18 protein-coding genes are annotated in these 17,609 nt (G+C 71.4%); 10 read left to right on the top strand and 8 right to left on the bottom strand.

From position 1 onward, the window contains the following. Positions 1-160 precede the first annotated feature (160 nt). Complete coding sequence (locus ACIRQF_RS00945) at positions 161-1,900, top strand: CAP domain-containing protein (protein ID WP_404087724.1); 1,740 nt, start codon at positions 161-163, stop codon at positions 1,898-1,900. A 180-nt stretch (positions 1,901-2,080) separates the two neighbouring features. Here ACIRQF_RS00945 and ACIRQF_RS00940 read toward each other — a convergent pair whose 3' ends face one another. Continuing rightward, complete coding sequence (locus ACIRQF_RS00940) at positions 2,081-2,674, bottom strand: TetR family transcriptional regulator (protein ID WP_404087722.1); 594 nt, start codon at positions 2,672-2,674, stop codon at positions 2,081-2,083. Between the two features lie 71 nt (positions 2,675-2,745). On the opposite strand from ACIRQF_RS00940, the gene ACIRQF_RS00935 reads away from it, so the two are divergent. Next, positions 2,746-3,357, top strand: a complete 612-nt coding sequence (locus ACIRQF_RS00935; RefSeq protein WP_404087720.1) for a GNAT family N-acetyltransferase — start codon at positions 2,746-2,748, stop codon at positions 3,355-3,357. Between the two features lie 506 nt (positions 3,358-3,863). On the opposite strand, the gene ACIRQF_RS00930 is transcribed toward ACIRQF_RS00935, so the two are convergent. Continuing rightward, positions 3,864-4,067: a hypothetical protein gene (locus ACIRQF_RS00930; RefSeq protein ID WP_404087719.1), complete on the bottom strand. Its 204-nt coding sequence runs from the start codon at positions 4,065-4,067 to the stop codon at positions 3,864-3,866. A 157-nt stretch (positions 4,068-4,224) separates the two neighbouring features. Then, positions 4,225-7,056: an ATP-binding protein gene (locus ACIRQF_RS00925; protein ID WP_404087717.1), complete on the bottom strand. Its 2,832-nt coding sequence runs from the start codon at positions 7,054-7,056 to the stop codon at positions 4,225-4,227. Positions 7,057-7,198: 142 nt separating this feature from the next. Here ACIRQF_RS00925 and ACIRQF_RS00920 point away from each other — a divergent pair, with 142 nt between their 5' ends. From ACIRQF_RS00920 to ACIRQF_RS00905, 4 genes are all read left to right on the top strand, one after another. Continuing rightward, on the top strand, positions 7,199-7,555 hold the full coding sequence (locus ACIRQF_RS00920) for a VOC family protein (protein WP_404087715.1): 357 nt from the start codon (positions 7,199-7,201) through the stop codon (positions 7,553-7,555). Then, the gene (locus ACIRQF_RS00915; RefSeq protein WP_404087713.1) at positions 7,552-8,004 is read left to right on the top strand and encodes a pyridoxamine 5'-phosphate oxidase family protein; all 453 of its coding nucleotides are present in this window, start codon (positions 7,552-7,554) and stop codon (positions 8,002-8,004) included. The genes ACIRQF_RS00920 and ACIRQF_RS00915 overlap by 4 nt, the downstream gene beginning before the upstream one ends. A 146-nt stretch (positions 8,005-8,150) precedes the next feature. Next, positions 8,151-8,606, top strand: coding sequence for an iron chaperone (locus tag ACIRQF_RS00910; protein ID WP_404087711.1), 456 nt, complete (start codon positions 8,151-8,153; stop codon positions 8,604-8,606). A 261-nt stretch (positions 8,607-8,867) separates the two neighbouring features. Then, entirely contained in the window at positions 8,868-9,395 is a 528-nt protein-coding gene (locus ACIRQF_RS00905) for a hypothetical protein (RefSeq protein ID WP_404087709.1), read from the top strand. 271 nt (positions 9,396-9,666) lie between these two features. Here ACIRQF_RS00905 and ACIRQF_RS00900 read toward each other — a convergent pair whose 3' ends face one another. The 4 genes from ACIRQF_RS00900 to ACIRQF_RS00885 form a co-directional block, all read right to left on the bottom strand. Further along, positions 9,667-10,449 (bottom strand): TSUP family transporter, encoded by a 783-nt coding sequence (locus tag ACIRQF_RS00900; RefSeq protein ID WP_404087707.1) that lies wholly within the window; start codon positions 10,447-10,449, stop codon positions 9,667-9,669. Between the two features lie 337 nt (positions 10,450-10,786). Next, the gene (locus tag ACIRQF_RS00895; protein WP_404087705.1) at positions 10,787-11,314 is read right to left on the bottom strand and encodes an EF-hand domain-containing protein; all 528 of its coding nucleotides are present in this window, start codon (positions 11,312-11,314) and stop codon (positions 10,787-10,789) included. A 266-nt stretch (positions 11,315-11,580) separates the two neighbouring features. After that, a complete protein-coding gene (locus ACIRQF_RS00890; RefSeq protein WP_404087703.1) occupies positions 11,581-11,838 on the bottom strand; it encodes a hypothetical protein in 258 nt (85 codons plus the stop codon). Next, a complete protein-coding gene (locus ACIRQF_RS00885; protein WP_382484218.1) occupies positions 11,831-12,043 on the bottom strand; it encodes a hypothetical protein in 213 nt (70 codons plus the stop codon). The genes ACIRQF_RS00890 and ACIRQF_RS00885 overlap by 8 nt, the downstream gene beginning before the upstream one ends. A gap of 176 nt (positions 12,044-12,219) precedes the next feature. Between ACIRQF_RS00885 and ACIRQF_RS00880 the strand changes: the two genes are divergently transcribed. The 3 genes from ACIRQF_RS00880 (at position 12,220) to ACIRQF_RS00870 (ending at position 13,976) form a co-directional block, all read left to right on the top strand. Next, positions 12,220-12,888: a glyoxalase gene (locus tag ACIRQF_RS00880; protein ID WP_404087701.1), complete on the top strand. Its 669-nt coding sequence runs from the start codon at positions 12,220-12,222 to the stop codon at positions 12,886-12,888. Positions 12,889-12,997: 109 nt separating this feature from the next. Next, positions 12,998-13,411 (top strand): VOC family protein, encoded by a 414-nt coding sequence (locus tag ACIRQF_RS00875; RefSeq protein ID WP_376634005.1) that lies wholly within the window; start codon positions 12,998-13,000, stop codon positions 13,409-13,411. A gap of 130 nt (positions 13,412-13,541) precedes the next feature. Next, a complete protein-coding gene (locus tag ACIRQF_RS00870) occupies positions 13,542-13,976 on the top strand; it encodes a YdeI/OmpD-associated family protein (protein ID WP_404087699.1) in 435 nt (144 codons plus the stop codon). A 139-nt stretch (positions 13,977-14,115) separates the two neighbouring features. Here ACIRQF_RS00870 and ACIRQF_RS00865 read toward each other — a convergent pair whose 3' ends face one another. Beyond that, the gene (locus ACIRQF_RS00865) at positions 14,116-15,339 is read right to left on the bottom strand and encodes an MFS transporter (protein ID WP_404087697.1); all 1,224 of its coding nucleotides are present in this window, start codon (positions 15,337-15,339) and stop codon (positions 14,116-14,118) included. A gap of 375 nt (positions 15,340-15,714) precedes the next feature. Between ACIRQF_RS00865 and ACIRQF_RS00860 the strand changes: the two genes are divergently transcribed. Beyond that, complete coding sequence (locus tag ACIRQF_RS00860; protein WP_404087695.1) at positions 15,715-17,559, top strand: N-acetylmuramoyl-L-alanine amidase; 1,845 nt, start codon at positions 15,715-15,717, stop codon at positions 17,557-17,559. Positions 17,560-17,609: the final 50 nt, after the last annotated feature.

Below are 17,609 nucleotides of genomic sequence, written 5' to 3'. Positions count from 1 at the left end.
GATGCGCGGGCGGGTGGGGGAGCGCACCGGGGGGTTGATGCGCGATGTGGTGTGTGACTGGGGTCACAGGGTCGGTTGTCGTCGTTTCCGTTATCCGGGTTCCCGTGGCGGTTCTCCCTTGCGTACGGGTTTTCACGAGCGATGCGGAAGGGCGGGCGCGATGGAGCGGGTCTCGGATTTTGAGCGGTCGGTGGACGTGGAGTTGATACGCGCGGCGCAGTACGGGGACGGTTGGGCGCGGGAGCAGCTCATCGGCGCCCACGAGCCCCTGGTGCACGCGCTCGCTGCCCGCGCGCTCGAGGGCCGCCCCGGTGCCGACGACACTGCGGTACGCGCGATCGTGCGGGACACGCTGCACCGTGCCGAGTTCGCGCTCGGGACTCTCACCTCGCCTGACGCGTTCCGGCCCTGGCTGATCGGTATCGGTGTGGCGACCGTCCTCGCCCACGCGACAGGCCTCCCCCTCCGTGCCGCGCCCGACGCCTGCGACTCCGACCCCGCGTGCTGGCTCGACGTGGAGGACGCCGTGCTGGCGGCCTTGTGGTCGCTGGAGCAGGACGGGCTTCTGGGCCGTGACGAGACGGCGGCAGCGCTGAACTGGGCCCCGCAGTACACGGAGCTGCGCTACGAGGAGCTGCGTGCACGCATCTCCTCGGCCCAGTCCGTGACGATCGCGCTCGTCCGCTTTCCCCGCTGCCCCCTTCTCGATGATCGGCTGGCGGGCTGGGACGGCTACCCCGGCGCCGCCTGGCGCGACGAGCTGGCCCAGCACACCGTCTACTGCGGCTACTGCGCCACCGGGTTCGCCGAAGCGGCGGGCGACGGCACGCGCCCGGCCTTCGGCACGGCTGCCTCCGGCGCAGACGGTTCGGCCGCTTGGGCGGTGGGCGCCCCGTACTCCTTCGGCACGGCCGGAGCGGCCGGCGGGACCGGGCCTGAAGCACTCGCCCCGACTGGGGCGATCGCCGCGCCGCAGACGCTCGCGGCCACCCCTGTCGGCGGGGCCGGTCACCACGTACGGGCGGGGTCGGATCCTGCGGCAGCAGTGAGTGGGCGGCAGGGGACCCGGGCTGCTCGCCGGCGGCGCCGGCAGGCCGACGAGCGGACCCGGCGCCGCGTCGTGGTCGCGGCAGGTCTTGCCGTCGTCGCGGTCACCGGCGGCGCCTTCACCCTGAACGCGGGCCGAGGCGGCAGTGACCTCCTGGAGGCCAACCGGGCTGCCGCTCCGGACCTCGACGCCGGCCTGACCAACGAGCCCGGCGCCCTGACCAGCTCCGCATCCCCTTCCACGTCCACCTCCGCATCCCCCTCCACCTCCGCGTCCGCTGCTACGGCACGGACCCCGGGCGCATCGAAGACACCGGCCACGACTCCCGGCAAGGCCCCCCGGCCCACCACGGCGACCGGCGCTCCGGAACGCCCCACCACATCCGCCACCACGCCGGCCGCCCGGCGGAAGGCCGCCGCCACGCGTGGCACCGATGCGGGCAGGAAGACCGGAACGCAGCAGGATCCGGGCCGGTCCTCGGTTGCCGATCAGGTCATCGCCCTGGTCAACGCCGAGCGTGCCAAGGCCGGTTGTGGTGCCCTCACGCCCAACGCGACCCTCACCAGGGCGGCTCAGGGGCACTCCGACGACATGGCTGCCCGCGACTTCTTCGACCACACCAACCCGGACGGTGCGAGCCCCGGCGACCGCGTGACCGCCGCCGGCTACCCGTGGTCCACCTACGGGGAGAACATCGCCATGGGGCAGAGCAGCGCCGAGCAGGTCATGGAGTCCTGGATGAACAGCCCCGGCCACCGCGCCAACATCCTCAACTGTGACTTCAAGGAGATCGGCGTCGGCATCCACGACTCCGGCGGCCCGTACTGGACCCAGGTCTTCGGTGCCCGCTGACCCCGGAGCCGACCGAGCGTAGGCGGTAGGGGTGTTCGTGTCGGCGGAGCTGCCGCGGGCGGCGAACTCTCGGCCGTTCCGCCTTCGCCCGCGGAGTTCCGACCGCCGGTGCTCGGCGCCCACCGTGCGCCCGGAGGAATCGAAGCGTCAAAGGGACGTGGAGTGGGCCAGGCCGACTCGTCAGTCGCGTCCGGTGCCGTCGTGGAGCAGGGCAAGCTGGTGCGCGACCGCCTGGGTGACCCGCTTCTCGTCGTTCGTGGCGAGGAGGTCGAGCAGGGCGCCGCGCAGTACGGCCAGGGCCAGGGTGCGACGGGTGGCGCCGGTCTCGCTTTCGCGTTCGGACGGCGGCTGGAAGCCGGCCAGGACGCCGAGCCAGTCCTCCACCGTGGCACGGGCGAACCCGGTCCACGGTCCGTCGGGCTGGACGAGGGAGCGCGTGTACGCCTCGGCCCACAGACGCAGCAAGGGCCTGTGCTCCTGCGCGGCGAGCCATGTCCAGAGCCGTTCGACGGCTGACACGAGTCCCACGGTGCCGTCGGATCCGCTCGCCTCATCGAGGAGCGCCAGTTCGTCGGCGCGTGCGCGCGCCAGCAGCGCCCGCAGCAGTCCGTCCTTGCTTTCGAAGAGGAAGAGCAGAACCCGCGGGCTGGAGCCGATGGCCTCGGCCAGCGGGCGCAACGACAGGTCGGCCAGACCGTGCACGAGTGCGTACCGGTAGGCGGCCTCCAGCAGCTCGTTCTGGCGGGCGGACGGGGTTGGCGCTTCTCGGGGCATGGGGCTAGCCTAACTGAAACGACTGTTTCAGTGGTGGGGACGGAACGATCACGGGGGCCAGGAGAGCGCTCATGTCACAGCAAGACCGCAAGCAAGCCGTCATCCGCCGAGCCGACCGTCCCGGCGACCTGGGATGGGTGGTGATGGCCCATGGCGAGGCGTACGACCAGCAGTTCGGGTGGAACACCGACTTCGAGGTCCTGGTCGCCAAGATCGTCACCGCCTACGGAACCGCACACGACCCGGCCCGCGAGGCGGGCTGGATCGCCGAGATCGACGGCCGGCGCGTGGGCTGCGTCTTTCTCGTCGCGGGCGATCAGCCTGAGGTGGCCAAACTGCGGATCCTGCTGGTCACCCCGGAGGGCAGGGGCCTCCGCCTGGGGACGCGCCTCGTCGAGACGTGCCTCGCCTTCGCCCGTGAGGCGGGCTACGAGAAGGTGACGCTGTGGACCAACGACGTGCTGACGGCGGCGCGCCGGATCTACCAGAGTTTCGGCTTCCACCTCGCCGACCAGGAACGTCATCACAGTTACGGCCACGATCTCGTCGGCCAGAACTGGACTCTCGACCTGCGCGCCCCTGCCGCCGACCCGCCCTCCACCGCCGAAGACCCCGGTCGCGGCGCCGACGATCCCACCCGCGGCGCCGGGATCGTCCCGACACGGACCTCGGCCGACGGCTGAACCGGCGGGCACCCTCTCGCGGGTCATCCCGTGCCGTGGTCGGTACGCCGCAGAGGTGACCGGCCCGCACCACACCACTGGTGCGAGCCGGTCTCCACCCTGTCGGGCCCCGCGGAGGGGGATGCCGCGGACCCGTTGAGCGACCCCATTCGCTCCACGACCTTGTGCCCGCGAATCCGACGCCCATGCCCACCCTTTTCCCTCGGGAAAGACATGGTTTGAGGTGTGCCCGCGGGGGCAGGCGGGCGGAAGCGCCGTCGACTGCGGACACCCCCGAGTCGTGGACGGCGGCGACCGGCTCGTGTGCCGCCTGCGGTTCCTCCCCTTCCCGCAGGCGGCACCAGCCGTTTCGCCTCGGAGGGACATCGTTCCCGCCGCCCGGCGGCTTCGTCCTTGCGCGCGGCCGGGCCAATGACGTACGGGCGTTCGCCGAGGCCATGACGCGCTGACCGGTACCCCGGACGCACCGCCCGCCTCGGGACCACGCCGGACGTCGGCTGTGGGTGTCACAGGTGAGCGGACTCGTCGTAGAGCCGGTGGTGCCACCACTCTCCCGGCTGGTACCACGGCTGACGGGGCGCGAAGGGATCGGGCAGGGTCCGGCGGTACAGCTCCTCGTCCAACCCCTCCACCAGTACCGCGAGTTCGTGACGCGCGCGAGGAGGGAGCCGGGAGATGACCAGGGCAAGGAGGTCCCGGGCCGCGGCCACGTTCTGCCCCCGTCGCACTCCTCGCAGCCGCGGGGAGTCTTCCGGAGGTACAGATAGCGGCCCGGACGGGCCAGGAACGCCCGATGAGGGACCGGGGCCACCCACGAAGGCAAGGCCGAACCCGGCCCCGGGTGCGGGGTGGTCCGGGGGTGCTGTCTCAGGGGCGCGGGTGGTGTGGTCGGGCCACGGTCATGGGGGCGAGGCCGAGGTCGGCCAGTGCGGCTGCGCCGGTAGCTGTGTGCACGCCTCCGGCGAGCAGCAGGGTGCGCGCCGATTGGTAGCGGCAGCCGGCGGCGTCGAAAGCCGCCGCGGTGGTGAGCAGCCGCGCCTGGTCGCCGCAGAGCAGGGCCTGCGCCCGGTCCACCAGGGCGGTCGCGACCGGGTTCCCGGCGACCGTGGCCCGGGCGGCGGCGAGCCGGTCCCCGGCATCCGGGTGCCCGGCGAGGACCGCTGCCTCCGCCCGGAGTGCGGTGTACCAGTGCAGCCAGACCCAGCAGACCCACTTCCACACCTGTTCCGGCTCGGGTGCGGTGCGTTCGAGGGCGGCCTGCGCGTCGCCGTGGTGGAGCAGGACGACCGTGTCGAAGACGGCTCCGTGGCCTCGGTGGTGGTCCTCCTTGCTGCCTGCCTGCTCGGTGATCGCGAGCCAGGTCGCCCGGGCCTCGTGGTCGCCACGCAGGCCGTGGATCATGGCGATGGACGCGGCGGCCGGTCCGAGCGAGAACGATCGTTGCCGGCCGGCCTGCTGCCACGCGTCGAGGAAGCGCACGCTGCCGGTGAGCACCTGGTCGGCATGGCCCGCGAAGGCGTCCGCGACGAGCAGCCAGGACGTGGCGTGGTCGCCGACCTCGGCGAGCTGCGGCTGTTCTGCGAGCCGGCTGCCCCACCGGCGGGCCGCCGCCAGCTCGCCCGCGCCGACGGCGGTCGCGGCGGCCATGGCGAGGGCGTCGGTCAGCTCGTGCGTCCGGGCGGGGGTGTGCGGCGCCGAGGCCAGGACGTCGATCCGGGCACGGGCGGCGGCCGCCGCGGCGAAGGTCTCACCGGCCCAGCTCTGAGCGCCGGAGAGCGCGTCCAGTGCGGCGGACTGTGCCACCGGGTCTCCCGCGCGCCGGGCGAGTTCGACGGCACGCTCGGCGCAGGCGACGGTGTCCGGCGCGGTGTTGTCCAAGGCCCCCTGGACCGCGCCGAACGCGTCCGCGATCACCGCGGCGTCGGCCAGCGCCAGGGCCGCCTCGGCGGCCGGGTCGTTCACTCCGGCCTGCTCGCGCGCCGCAGTGAGGAGGCCGGTCACCTCGTCCACGGACGGAATCCGGCTGAACGTGCTGGAGAAGCGGTACGCGGCGGTGGCGGCGGCCGCCAGGTCACGGGCCGCCCAGGCGGTGTCCCCGGCCTGGTGGGCGGCTTCGGCGGCGGCCCGGTGCAGGCGATACACGTCGTCGCCCGTGCCGCGGCACCCGGCCACTCCGGCGGCCTGCCGCAGTGCTGCGGCGGCATCGGCGCCGGCGGACAGCGAAGCCGCCTGTTCGTAACGCTGTTGGGCCTCGCCCAGCAGGTTCCTGTGGAAGGCCAGCCCGGCCATGGACCAGGCCAGACGGCGTGCGTCCGCTTGCTGTTCCGGTCGGTCTGCGGCCCAGGCCAGGGCAGCGCGCAGGTCTTCCGCGACAGCGTCGAACCGTGCTCGCCAGTCCGGCCCGCCGAGCTCCTCGAGGCCGGCCGCTCCGGCCAGGCACCATGCCAGGTGGCGTGATCGGATGTCCGTGAGTTCACCGGCGTCGGTGAGCCGCTCGGTACCGTACTGGCGAAGGGTCTCCAGCGCCTGGTACCGGGTGCCGGTCTCGGACGGTGTCACGACGAGGAGGCTCTGCTCGGCGAGCCTGCCCAGGCCGTCGGCGACCGCGGCCGCCTGCAGCGGGGCGAAGGCGGCCACCTCGGCAGCCGCCTCGGCGGTGAACGGGGCGACGAACACCGACACCCGCCGCAGCAGCGCCCGGTCCTGCGGTTCGAGCAGGTCGTGGCTCCAGTCGAGGACGGCCCGCACCGACCGATGCCTGCCGTCGGCACGGGGGCCGCCGGCGAGGATCCGCAACTGGTCGCCGAGGCCGGCCGTCAGGCCGTCCAGGCCGAGCGTGGACCACCGCGCCGCCGCCAGTTCGATGGCCAGGGCCATGCCGTCGAGCCGTTCGCACAGCGCTGCGATCCGGTCGCGTTCCTCCGGGGCAGGGGCCCTGCCGACCGCTGCCGCCCGTTCCAGGAACAGGGCGGCCGCCTCCGACTCGCCGCCGCCGACGCGCGACAGCGGCGGTACCGGGAAGACCCACTCGAACGGCACCATCAGCCGGGCCCGGCTCGTCGCGAGCACGCGTATCCCCGGGCAGGCGACGAGCAGCTGCTCGAGGAACGGCGCCACCCCGTCGCGTACCTGCTCGCAGTTGTCCAGGACCAGCAGCGCCCGACGGTCCGCCAGTGCGGCCACCAGGGTGTCGTCGATGCCGCGCCCGGGCTGCTCGCCCACGCCCATGGCCGCCGCGACCGCCGCGCCCACCCGACCCGGATCGGTGACCGGGACGAGGTCGACGAAGCACACCCCGTCGGCGAAGTCGCCGGCCACCTGGGCCGCCACCGCCAGCGCGATCCGGGTCTTGCCCACCCCGCCCAGGCCGACGGCGGTCACCAGCCGACGCTCCGTCACCGCCGTTGCCAGCTCAGCGCGTTCCCGGGCCCGGCCGACGAACGCCGTCAGCGGTGCCGGAAGCGCGCGTGCCGGGCGCGCCGGTGCCGGGCCTTGCTGCTCCGCGCGCGGCGGCCCGGGCGCGCGACGCGACAGGGCCCGCCTGTCCGGCACCTCCAACTTCCGCAGCAGGGAGGAGACATGCGACTCCACCGTCCGCACGGAGATGAACAGCCGTGCGGCTATTTCCGCGTTGCTCAGATGCTCCCCGAGCAGAGCGAGCACGTCGGCTTCCCGAGCAGAGATCACTGGAGTGGACACCGGGTCATTATCCGTGGTGCCCTCCGCGATCCGTAGTGCTTTCCGTGGTCGGCACGGAGGCGCTCCGTACCACGGTCGGGAGAGGCTGTGACCACAACGAACGGGGCCCGGCCGATCGGGGCCCGTGACGAAAGGAGTGACCGTGACCAGCTCTTCCACCCAGGGGATGATGACCGTCCTGCATCCGGTGTCGGACCTCGGCCAGGCCAAGGCGGTGTACGCCGCTCTGCTCGGTGTCGCGCCGCAGACCGACGGGCCCTACTACGTCGGCTTCGACGTCGCCGGACAGCACGTCGGCCTCCTCCCCGGCGGCGGACCGCAGGGCCTGACCACGTCGCTGGCCTACTGGCACGTCTCGGACATCGAGGCGAAGATCGCCGAAGTCACCGCGGCGGGGGCCACCGTCAAGGAGCCCGCGCACGATGTCGGCGGCGGCCGACTGGTGGCCACCGTCATCGACCCCGACGGCAACCTCCTCGGGCTGGTGCAGGACCGATGAGCACCCCACCCCGCTCCCGCGCACAGCGCCGTCGCGACACCGAGCACCGGCTCACCCACGACGTCGACGTCTGGGTCGCCAGCGCCTCGGTGGACGGTGCCCCCCATCTGGTGCCGCTGTCCTTCGACTGGGACGGCGAGGCGCTCCTGGCGGCCACCCCGGCAGCAAGTCCCACCGGCCGGAACCTGGCCGCCACCCGGACCGCCCGGCTCGCCCTCGGCCACACCCGTGACGTCGCCATGATCGAAGGCGACGTGGAGGTCCTCGACATCGATGCGCTGCCCCCTCACCTGGGCGACCGGTTCGCCGCACGCACCGGCTTCGACCCGCGCTCCCTCACCACGTCGTACCGCTGGTTCCGCATCACGCCGCAGCGCGTCCAGGCCTGGCGTGAGGAGAACGAACTGTCCGGCCGTGAACTGATGCGCGAGGGCCACTGGCTGGCCTGACGCCTGCCCGTTCCCCTCCCACACCCGGGGCCATGGCCTCGCACGCCCCGGGACCACGCCCTCACGGCCGGGGACACGCCCCCAACGGGGTCCTGACCGCCCCTCCCACGCCCCATCACCCATCCAGACCCTCAAGGAGATCCACCATGAGCAGCACCGACGTCAGCAAGCACCAGGGATTCACGGCCGAGGAGCGGGCCGCGATGAAGGACCACGCGCAGGAACTCAAGATGACCGGGGCACGCCGCGGGTCGAAGGCGGAGAGGGAGGCGCAGGCGGAACAGGACGTGCTCACGAAGATAGCCGAGATGCAGGACACGGACCGGGCCCTGGCCGAGCGCGTCCACGCCGTCGTCACCGCCGCGGCCCCCGCCCTCACGCCGAAGCTCTGGTACGGAATGCCGTCCTACGCACTGGACGGCAAGATCGTCTGCTTCTTCCAATGCGCGGAGAAGTTCAAGGCGCGCTACGCGACGCTCGGCTTCAGCGACCAGGCGAAGCTCGACGACGGCCCGATGTGGGCGTCCGGCTTCGCCCTGACCGAGGTGACGGCCGAGGTGGAGGAGCGGATCGCCGCACTGGTGAAGCGTGCGGTGAGCTGAAGCGCGCTACGGGAGGCGGCCGTGGCCGCCTCCAGCTCCGCCAGGCCATGAAGTCCCTGCGTCGCTACCGGGTATCGGACTCCTTCAGCCGGATCGGTTGGCCGGCCAGGGGACGTGGGGTTCGACAGCGGCGGTTCAGTCGATGTGGCTCCTCTCTGCACTTCGGCTTCGCCCGCCGCAGGCGCCGGCCGCCATCACGGGCAGCTGCCGGACGGCACCGGGATACACTGCTCCGCCCCACCCCGACCGGAGGTCATCTCAGTGTTCCCTGCACGGGTACTCGCCGGTGCCCCCTTGGCTCTGGTGGTTCTCGCCCTGTCCGGCTGCTCCTCCCTCTGGAGCTGTACCGACACGACGGCGAACCGCGGTGAGGCCGGAGTCAAGGTGCAGGTCGAGGACACATCAGGGCGGCCTCTCGGCGTCACCGCCGAGGTCGTCGACTGGCGCCTCGAGCCCCACCCGCAGGTGCCCTCCCAAGGCGACCGGGTTCACTTTCACTACCGCTTCGACGGCGCCGACGAGATATCCGGCCCCGCGGTGGAGGCCTGCGCCGTCGACAAGAAGCGCCTGGTGTTGGGGTGTCAGACGGTCTATTCGTCGCAGGCGTTCGGGCCGGACGGTGCCCTCACAGGGGACGACTGGCTCGCCGTCGAGCACCCTGAGCAGGTTGCCGGAGTGCTCCTGATCCCCAATGACCAGTCCTACGACAGAAGAACCTGCGACCAGGACATCAAGGACGGTGGCGGGACGCATCCTCCGAATCCGGCCGGCATGGGGGACCAGCTGTAGGAGGTCAAGGCGGTGACGAGGATCCGCACGGCGTGCCTGCCGGTCATGCGGCCCACCCGTACGCCGAGTTCGCCCGCCGGACGAGGAATGCCATCGACGGTCGTCCTCACCGAAGATCACCAGGAGCGGCTTTCCCAGGAGTGGCTGTGTTCGTGAGAACGGGCAGCACTTCGACACGGCTTTGTGAGGCGCCAGGCCGCCGGCCCGGAGCCGGGTGTTCACGAGTTTCGACGGCACCCGCCTGCGGCGTGGCGCCCGGATCGTCATGTGGTCAGCCCAGTATCTGCACCGCGTAGAGGACGCCGACGCCGGTCGCCAGGGCGGACAGGAGGAGGCGCAGGGTGGTTTCGGGCAGGCGGGGCTGGAGGTGTGCGCCGAGGTATCCGCCGAGGAGCCCGCCGGCCCCGCACGACAGGCCCAGGAGCCAGTCGGGGGCGACGTCGCCCGTGGTGGTCAGGGACAGCAGTGCGTAGGTGGCCGCGCCGACGATGGAGGTCACGAAGGTGGCGGCGAGGGCTGCGGGGGCGACGGTGGCGACCGGGGTCCCGCGGCCGACGAGTATCGGGCCGAGCAGAGAGCCACCGCCGATCCCGTAGATGCCCCCGACGACGCCGACGAGGAGGGCCAGCGTTCGGGTGGCCCTTGGCGAGGGAGGCCCTGCGTCCCGGGCCGGTGCCGGACGTACGGTGCGCAGCCCCAGCCACAGGCCGAGCGGCAGCAGGAGCGCCGCGACGAGCAGGCGGAAGACGCGCGGCCCGGGTACGGCGAAGACGCGGATCAGGGCGCCCAGGACGACGCCGGGCAGGGTCCCGGCGATCAGCAGGCGGGGCAGTGGCCCGCCGAGGCGACCGGCCCGCCAGTAGCGGAAGAGGGCGCCAGGGCCGGCCACGACGTTGTAGAGCAGGTTCGTCGGTGTCACCGCCGGGCTCGGCACGCCCAGCAGGCTGACCTGGACGGGCAGCAGGAAGACCGCTCCGGAGACGCCCACGGGCGCCGTGGCCAGGGAAATCAACAGCCCCGCGGCGAAACCGAGCAGCCCCGTCGGCCAGTCCACGACAGCCCCCTCCGGCGGTCCGCTCCCGGAGCGGGTGGAGGCTCCGGCTCAGGTGCCTCCCGTTCTCATGAACATCGGCCCCGCCCCGATCCAACCGCCTCCCGAAGCGGTGAACAACTGCTGTCCGAAGTCGGGTTCTGGCACAACTTCTGTGGTGCTGAGCCGGACCTCAAGGTCCAAGGCCGAAGCACGCCAGGAACCGGCAGGTCAGCGGCTTGGCCCGTAGACACAAGCCCAGCCGGCGTAGCTCCACGGAAGCTGTGCCGGAACCCGTTCTCGTGTACGAAGCCAAGGCAAGGGCGGGTGGCGGCCGCCCTTGCCCGCTTTGCCCTCTGGCTCAGCGTGCGCCCGTGTGCAGGGCTTCGGCCATGGGCGAAGCGCCGTCGGTCACGTAGGAGCGGATCGAGCCGAGGTACTCGTCGCGGTCGACGCGCCCGTCGTCATCGGTGTCCAGCGCGTCGAATGCCGCTTCAGCGTTGTCGGCGGTGCTGCCGAGTGCCACGCGCAGCCGTGTGAACTCGGTCCGGCTCAGGGCCCCCACGGTCTCGGTGTCGGCGAGGTCGAACAACGATCCCAGTGCCTGTCGGCAGACGGCGTCGAAGGTCGCGCCGCCTGCCCACGCCGCGTACTCGTCGAAGGTCACCTTGCCGTCGCCGTCCGCGTCCATCGACGCGTACACCTGCTCGTGAGTGACGAGAGCGGCCCGGACGAGAGGGTCGTCTCCGCCGCGTCCGAGTGCCGCTGCGGCGCGCTCGGGACGAGCGAGGTACTCCTGCCGGGAGATCACACCGTCGCCGTCCACATCCAGCATGGCGAAGATGTGGCCTTTTGCTGTTACGGCGGCTGCGGCCCTGTGCATGGGCATGACGTCGTCCGATCGACTGGGGATGGCTGCAGGCCGGAGTCTGCCCTGGCCCGCGCTTCGTCGACCGCAGGGTCATTACTACGGATGAACAGGCGCGTCGTGCTGACGCGATGGCCCATGACGGCATGACCGGAAGGTGTGCCAGAGCCCGGCCGGGGCGCCAAGTAACTCCCCGACACGTCGGTCGTCGAGGACGGTACGGTCCGGTGTCCCGGCAAAACGGTACGAGAACCTTCCGGAACGACCGTGTGCCTCGTCGGCGCCGGTCAGTCGACCTCGACGTACGTGACGATGAGGATGCTGCCGAGCGCGGTTGCGTAGAAGACGACGCGGACACCGGAGTGCTGGTAGTCACGCAGCGCGGAGGCGGTGGCGTGCGGTTTGACGTCCGACGGGTCGGTGGCGATCTCGCTGAGTGCGGCGTCGAGCTGGGCGATCCGTACGGTCGTCAGGGCACGGACCTGGGTCTCCGCCGGCTCGACGAACACGATGCGGGGGCGACGGCCGCGGGTGCGCTCAGGCAACGTGCGGGTCCTGTCCGCTCCGGTCGCTGTCGGGCAGCCCGTGCTCGGCCCGGATGTCCTCCCAGTCGCGGCACCGGTCGAGGTCGATGCCCTCTGCGGCCAGGTTCTCCAGCACGTAGGCGAGTGCCGGATTCCCGGGGAACTCGGCCCGCGCGGACGCACGCAGCTCGCGCTGCTCCGCCTGGTTGAAGGTCAGGTGCGCCATCACGTCCTCCGGCGGTCGGGTACGGCCTCAGGCTAGCGCAGCGGACCTGAGGCAGGTGGGCAAAGGACGGTGTGGGGGAGTGGGGGCCTCCTTCAAGAGGAAGGGCAGATGTCGAGGCGGGTACCGACACCGATCAGGATTCGAGAAGCGCCGGCCGCCGCGCACCGCCTAGCGTGATGGACATGGCAACCACCACTTCCACCGCAGCCCACACGTCCCTCGCTTCCGTCACCCTTGAGGTGGCCGACCTCGAGGCCGCTCACCGCTTCTACAGCGCCTTCGGCGTGGATACGTACATCCGCCTGAGGGAGGCGCCCGAGGCGCATTCCACCGGGTTCCGCGGCTTCACCCTGGCCCTCACGGTGTCCGGGCCGGCCACCGTCGACGCCTTCGTCGCCGCCGCCGTGGACGCCGGCGCCACGGTCCCGAAGCCCCCCGCGAAGTCCCTGTGGGGCTACGGCGGCGTCGTGCAGGCCCCGGACGGGACGTTCTGGAAGATCGCGACCTCGGCGAAGAGGGACAACGGCCCCGCCACTCGCGAGATCGACGAGGTCGTCCTGCTGCTCGGCGTCGAGGACGTGAAGGCCACCAAGCAGTTCTACGTCGACCGGGGCCTGACCGTGGCCAAGAGCTTCGGTGGCAAGTACGCCGAATTCGCCCCGGGCCAGTCCAGCCCCGTCAAGCTGGCGCTCTACAAGCGCCGTGGCCTGGCCAAGGACCTCGGCGTCCCCGCCGACGGCACCGGATCGCACCGCATCGTCCTCAGCGGCACCGCAGACGCCTTCACCGACCTGGACGGATTCACCTGGGAGACCGCCGCATCGCCCGCCCCCACGGCGCCCTGAACCGGCCCCCGTCGTACCGAAAGACCGGCGGACAACATCCGCCGATGCGGCATCCGGGCCCTTGCCCGGATGTCCGGCCACTCTTCACCCCTCGTGCAAGGAGCAGGACATGAAGGCGCACGTCAGCTCGATCCTCCTCGGTGTCCAGGACATGGACCGGGCCAAGCGGTTCTACGCCGACGGGCTCGGCTGGAAGATCGAGAACGACTACGGCATCTCGGTGTTCTTCGCATCGGACGGTGCATCGCCGGTCGGCTTCTACAGTCGCGAAGGCCTGGCCGGCCAGGTGGGCACGGACCCCGAAGGCAGCGGTTTCAGCGGACTGGTTCTGACCTACGTGGTCCGCAGTGAGACGCGGGTCGACGAGATCATGGCCGAGGCCGAGAAGGCCGGCGCCACGGTCCTCAAGCCCGCCGGCGCTCTGCCGTGGGGCGGGTACGGCGGCACCTTCGCCGACCCGGACGGCTATATCTGGAGTCTCGGCTACAGCGCCTCGGGAACCGACCAGCCCTACGCCGAGTAGCTGCGAACCCTTGCCTTCAAGCCGTCCAGGGACCGTGACGGTCCCCGTGGGAGACCGGGAGCGGTCATCGGAGCCGGGCGGATCGGACGCGCGGGGTGAGTGGCGTCGGCAGAACGACAGGAGAAGGATCATGAAGTTTCGGACCTACGTCGAACCACCCGAGCCCATGCGGGGCCTGGAGGTTCCGCCCGAGGTGGTGACAGCGCTCGGTGGGGGCGCGCGGCCGCCGGTGACGATCACGGTGAACGGGCATTCGTGGAAGAGCCGGGTCGCCATTCTGCGAGGCCGTCACCTGCTCGGCCTCAGCAACGCCAACAGGCAGGCCGCGGGTGTCGAGATCGGTGAGGAGGGCGAGGTCGAACTGGCGCTCGACACCGAGCCGCGTGTCGTCGTCGAGCCCCCGGACTTCGCCCGGGCCCTGGACGACGACCCGGTCGCCCGCGCCGCCTTCGACAACCTTGCCCTGGGCCGCAAGCGTGAGCATGTGCGCGCCATCGAGGGCGCGAAGAGGCCCGAGACGCGCCAACGACGCATCGAGAAGGCCATCGCCACCCTGCGGGGCTGAGCACCGGAGCGGCGCAGGGCATCCTCCCGCTTGCCACCGCCCAACCGACGTGCGGCCCCGACGAGAAGGCAATCGCTGTGGGCGCGTGCCCAGGAGGATCGCCGTACCTGACACGGTCGCCGTACCTGACACGGTGTCGTCATGGGGCCTTGGGCCGGCGGAATGTCCCCGCCCGGTGGGCCCAGGCCACCGGCACCACCAGGACGGCTGCCAGTCCGCCCAGCACCATGACCGTCGAGGGCGAGGAGTGGTCGAGGACGGCGCCTCCGGCCAAGGCTCCGATGGAGATGGTGGCTTGGAAGGAGGCGGTGAAGAGGACGGAGGACGCCTCGGGGGAGTCGGGCGAAGCCTTGGCGAACCACGTCTGCGAGCAGACCGGCACGGCTCCGTACGCGATGCCCCAGACGATCAGCAGTGCCACCGCTCCCGTGTGTGACCGGCCGAGGACCGGGAGGAGCAGGGTCGCACCGGCGAGCAACCCCGCGGCCGCGGCGAACCCGGCCCGCGGATAGCGCCCCACGGTCGATCCGCCGAGGAAGTTGCCGGCGATCCCGGCTGCTCCGTAGAGGAGCAGATGGACCGTGACGAGAGCCGGACTCACGTGGGTCACCTGCTCCAGAAAGGGTGTGACGTACGTGTATGTGCCGAAGTGGGCGAGCACGACGAGGAAGGTCATCACCAGGGCGAAGCGCGTGTCGACCCTCCGGAGCATGCCGCCGAGGACGTCGAGGCGCGACGTCTGGGTGGAGGGGAGCGGCGGGACGACCAGGAGCAGCAGGGCGAGGACCGCCAGCGTGAAGCCGCCCATGGCCAGGAACGCCGTCCGCCAGCCCGCGATGTCACCGATGAGGGTGCCCAGCGGTACCCCGAGTACGGAGCCGAGCGGCACCGCGGAGAAGATCACCGAGGTCGCGCGGCCTACGGATGCAGCAGGCACCAACCGGTCGGCGAGCCCGGCTCCGATGGACCAGAAACCGCCGATGGTGACCCCCACCATGACACGGGAGACCAGGACCAGCCAGTAGTTCGGCGCGATGGCGGCCAGGAAATTGGCCAGCGCCAATAAGAGGGTGAACACACCCAACATCACCCGCCGGTCGATACGCCCGGTGGCCACCGTGACCAACGGGGCGGAAACCGCGGCCAGGAATCCCGGCATGGTCATCATGAGACCGGCCATTCCGTCAGAGATGGTGAAACTCGATCCGATCGAGGTCAGCAGGCCGATCGGCAGAATTTCCGTGGTGACGACCGAAAAGATCCCCAGCATCACCGACATCACGGCCAGCCAGGAAACCAGGGCCGAGCGGCCCGGGTCCGGCGGTGCAGGAGCTTGGGCAGAGGCGGCGGTTGCTGTCGACATGTATTCCGTCCTGAGTTGGACATCACATTCAGAGTGCGACCGCCAGTCCAACAGGGAAGGTCGCCATTCTCTGGCAGTTTTCCGACACCACCGTTGCTGTTCACGGAGTCGGCCAGGTGGGGAATCCGCGTAGCCCGCCCCGCCCCGCCCCGCCCCGCCCCGCCGCGACGTGGGTGCTGCGCCACGATCACTGCTCCGGTGCGGTGACGGGCCTCCGGGTGTTGGGCGTGTCGGCCGGACCGGGAGGCTTCCGCCCCAAGGATTGCCGGGGCCGCAGAACCGGCCTCGACGACGACTCCGACGCCAGAGCGAAATGGACGTGGTGTGGCCAGAAGACACAGGGGACACCGGGGTTTCGGCGCGGTTGGAGTGGCGGTGGCCCTCATCTGGGGATGCGCCGCTGCTGGGAACGCGCACCCCGCCGATGCGACACCCGGCGGCTTCGAGTGGGCGGCCGAGCAAGCGGCAGCAGAGTTCGGTGTGCCGAAGGACGTACTTCTCGGTGTGAGCTACGAGTCCTCGTGGTGGGAGGGCCATCACGGCCGCCCGAGCACCAAGGGCGGCTACGGCCCGATGCACCTCACGGACACGACGTCCGGGAAGACGTACCCCCACCGCCCCGGCGAAGGGCCGGTGGACGCCACCGGCACCGACGACCCGTCCGAGCACACCCTGCAGGCCGCCGCCGAGATGATCGGCGTCGCGCCGCAGACGCTCAAGCGGGACGAGCTGCAGAACCTCCGGGGCGGCGCTGCGCTGCTCGCCTCGTACCAGCGGCAGATCACCCGTGAATTGCCGTCCGACCCGGGCGGGTGGTACGGGGCTGTGGCCCGCTACAGCCAGGCCGCCGACACCGCTACGGCCGGACGGTTCGCCGACGGCGTGTTCGCGGTGATCCGCAGCGGCAAGCAGCGGGTGCGCGAGGACGGCCAGCGGGTGTCGTTGCCGAAGAGGGCGTCCGTCCGTCCGGCGACGGCTCAGCTCGCGTCCCTGAGGCTGCGGACGTCGGCCGCGGCGGCGGCGCCGGAGTGCCCCATCGAGCTGAACTGCCGGTTCGCTGCCGCCGCTGCCTCGAACTACCAGGTGTCCTCGCGGAAAGCGAACGGCCTGGACGTCGACTTCATCGTCATTCATGACCTCGAAGGGACCTACGACGGGGGAGTCAGCTGGTTCCAGGACCCCGCCAGCGGGGTTTCCGCGCATTACGTGCTGAAGGCCGACGGCAGCGAGGCAACGCAGATGGTTGCCACGAAGGACATCGCCTTCCACGCCGGAAACTACTGGGTCAACCTGCACGGCGTCGGAATCGAACTGGAGGGATACGCGGCCCAGGGGCCGACCTGGTTCACCCCGGCCCAGTACAAGGCGACTGCCACGCTGGTGCTCTACCTGGCACGGCGCTTCGACGTCCCACTGGACCGCAAGCACATCATCGGGCACGACAACGTCCTTCCCACGAGGCCGGCCCGCGCGCCGGACGCACACTGGGACCCCGGCCCCTACTGGGACTGGGAGAAGTTCATGGCCCTGCTCGACGCGGATCACCGCCGGGACCGCGAGGCCGAGGGACGAGGGACGGGCGGGAACATCGGGATCGGACAGGCGGTCACGATCGCCCCGACGTACGGCAAGAACGCGCAGACGGTGACGGTGTGCGCCCCCACGTGCCGCACCCGGACGCAGCCGTCGAACTTCCTCTACGTCCGCACCGAGCCCCGCGACGACGCCCCGCTCGTCCCCGACCTCGCTCTCCATCCGGACGGGTCGGCGAGCACCGACCGCATCGACGACTGGGGAGCCACCGCGATGTGGGGGCAGGAGTTCGTGGTCGCCGACGTGCGAGGGGACTGGACGGCCATCTGGTTCGGTGGGCGGAAGGGGTGGATCCACAACCCGGCGGGTGCGAACACCCGCCTCGCCCCGAACGCGCGGATCGTCCGGCCCGCGAGCGGGACTCCGTCGGTCTCCGTCTACACGACGGCCTACCCACGCGCCTCCGAGTACCCCAAGGGAGTGCCCGCATCGGAACAGACGCGCTTCACCATGTACGCGTTCCCCCAGGGGCAGGCGTACGTGGCCGCTCGGGCACCGGTGCGCGCCGACGACTTCTTCCCTGCCACACCCACGCGCCCGGAGGTCGTCGTCACCGGTGACCAGAAGTACGAGGTGATCCAGTACAACCGCCGGCTGGCTACCGTGAACACTGCGGAGACACGCTGACGGTAGCGGCGTGGCCCTGGGGTCGGGGCTGCCGGTCAGACGTCGGCGGG

Source organism: Streptomyces sp. NPDC101191 (assembly GCF_044767915.1).
In the GTDB taxonomy this organism is placed as follows: Bacteria; Actinomycetota; Actinomycetes; order Streptomycetales; family Streptomycetaceae; genus Streptomyces.
Note: the sequence above shows the minus strand (reverse complement) of the source record. Positions and strands in the feature narration are given on the sequence as shown.

Coding starts and splice junctions, on each gene's coding strand:
- ACIRQF_RS00945 (WP_404087724.1), top strand. CDS start 161: ATGGAGCGGGTCTCGGATTTTGAGCGGTCGGTGGACGTGGAGTTGATA.
- ACIRQF_RS00940 (WP_404087722.1), bottom strand. CDS start 2,674: ATGCCCCGAGAAGCGCCAACCCCGTCCGCCCGCCAGAACGAGCTGCTG.
- ACIRQF_RS00935 (WP_404087720.1), top strand. CDS start 2,746: ATGTCACAGCAAGACCGCAAGCAAGCCGTCATCCGCCGAGCCGACCGT.
- ACIRQF_RS00915 (WP_404087713.1), top strand. CDS start 7,552: ATGAGCACCCCACCCCGCTCCCGCGCACAGCGCCGTCGCGACACCGAG.
- ACIRQF_RS00910 (WP_404087711.1), top strand. CDS start 8,151: ATGAGCAGCACCGACGTCAGCAAGCACCAGGGATTCACGGCCGAGGAG.
- ACIRQF_RS00895 (WP_404087705.1), bottom strand. CDS start 11,314: ATGCCCATGCACAGGGCCGCAGCCGCCGTAACAGCAAAAGGCCACATC.
- ACIRQF_RS00885 (WP_382484218.1), bottom strand. CDS start 12,043: ATGGCGCACCTGACCTTCAACCAGGCGGAGCAGCGCGAGCTGCGTGCG.
- ACIRQF_RS00880 (WP_404087701.1), top strand. CDS start 12,220: ATGGACATGGCAACCACCACTTCCACCGCAGCCCACACGTCCCTCGCT.
- ACIRQF_RS00875 (WP_376634005.1), top strand. CDS start 12,998: ATGAAGGCGCACGTCAGCTCGATCCTCCTCGGTGTCCAGGACATGGAC.
- ACIRQF_RS00870 (WP_404087699.1), top strand. CDS start 13,542: ATGAAGTTTCGGACCTACGTCGAACCACCCGAGCCCATGCGGGGCCTG.
- ACIRQF_RS00865 (WP_404087697.1), bottom strand. CDS start 15,339: ATGTCGACAGCAACCGCCGCCTCTGCCCAAGCTCCTGCACCGCCGGAC.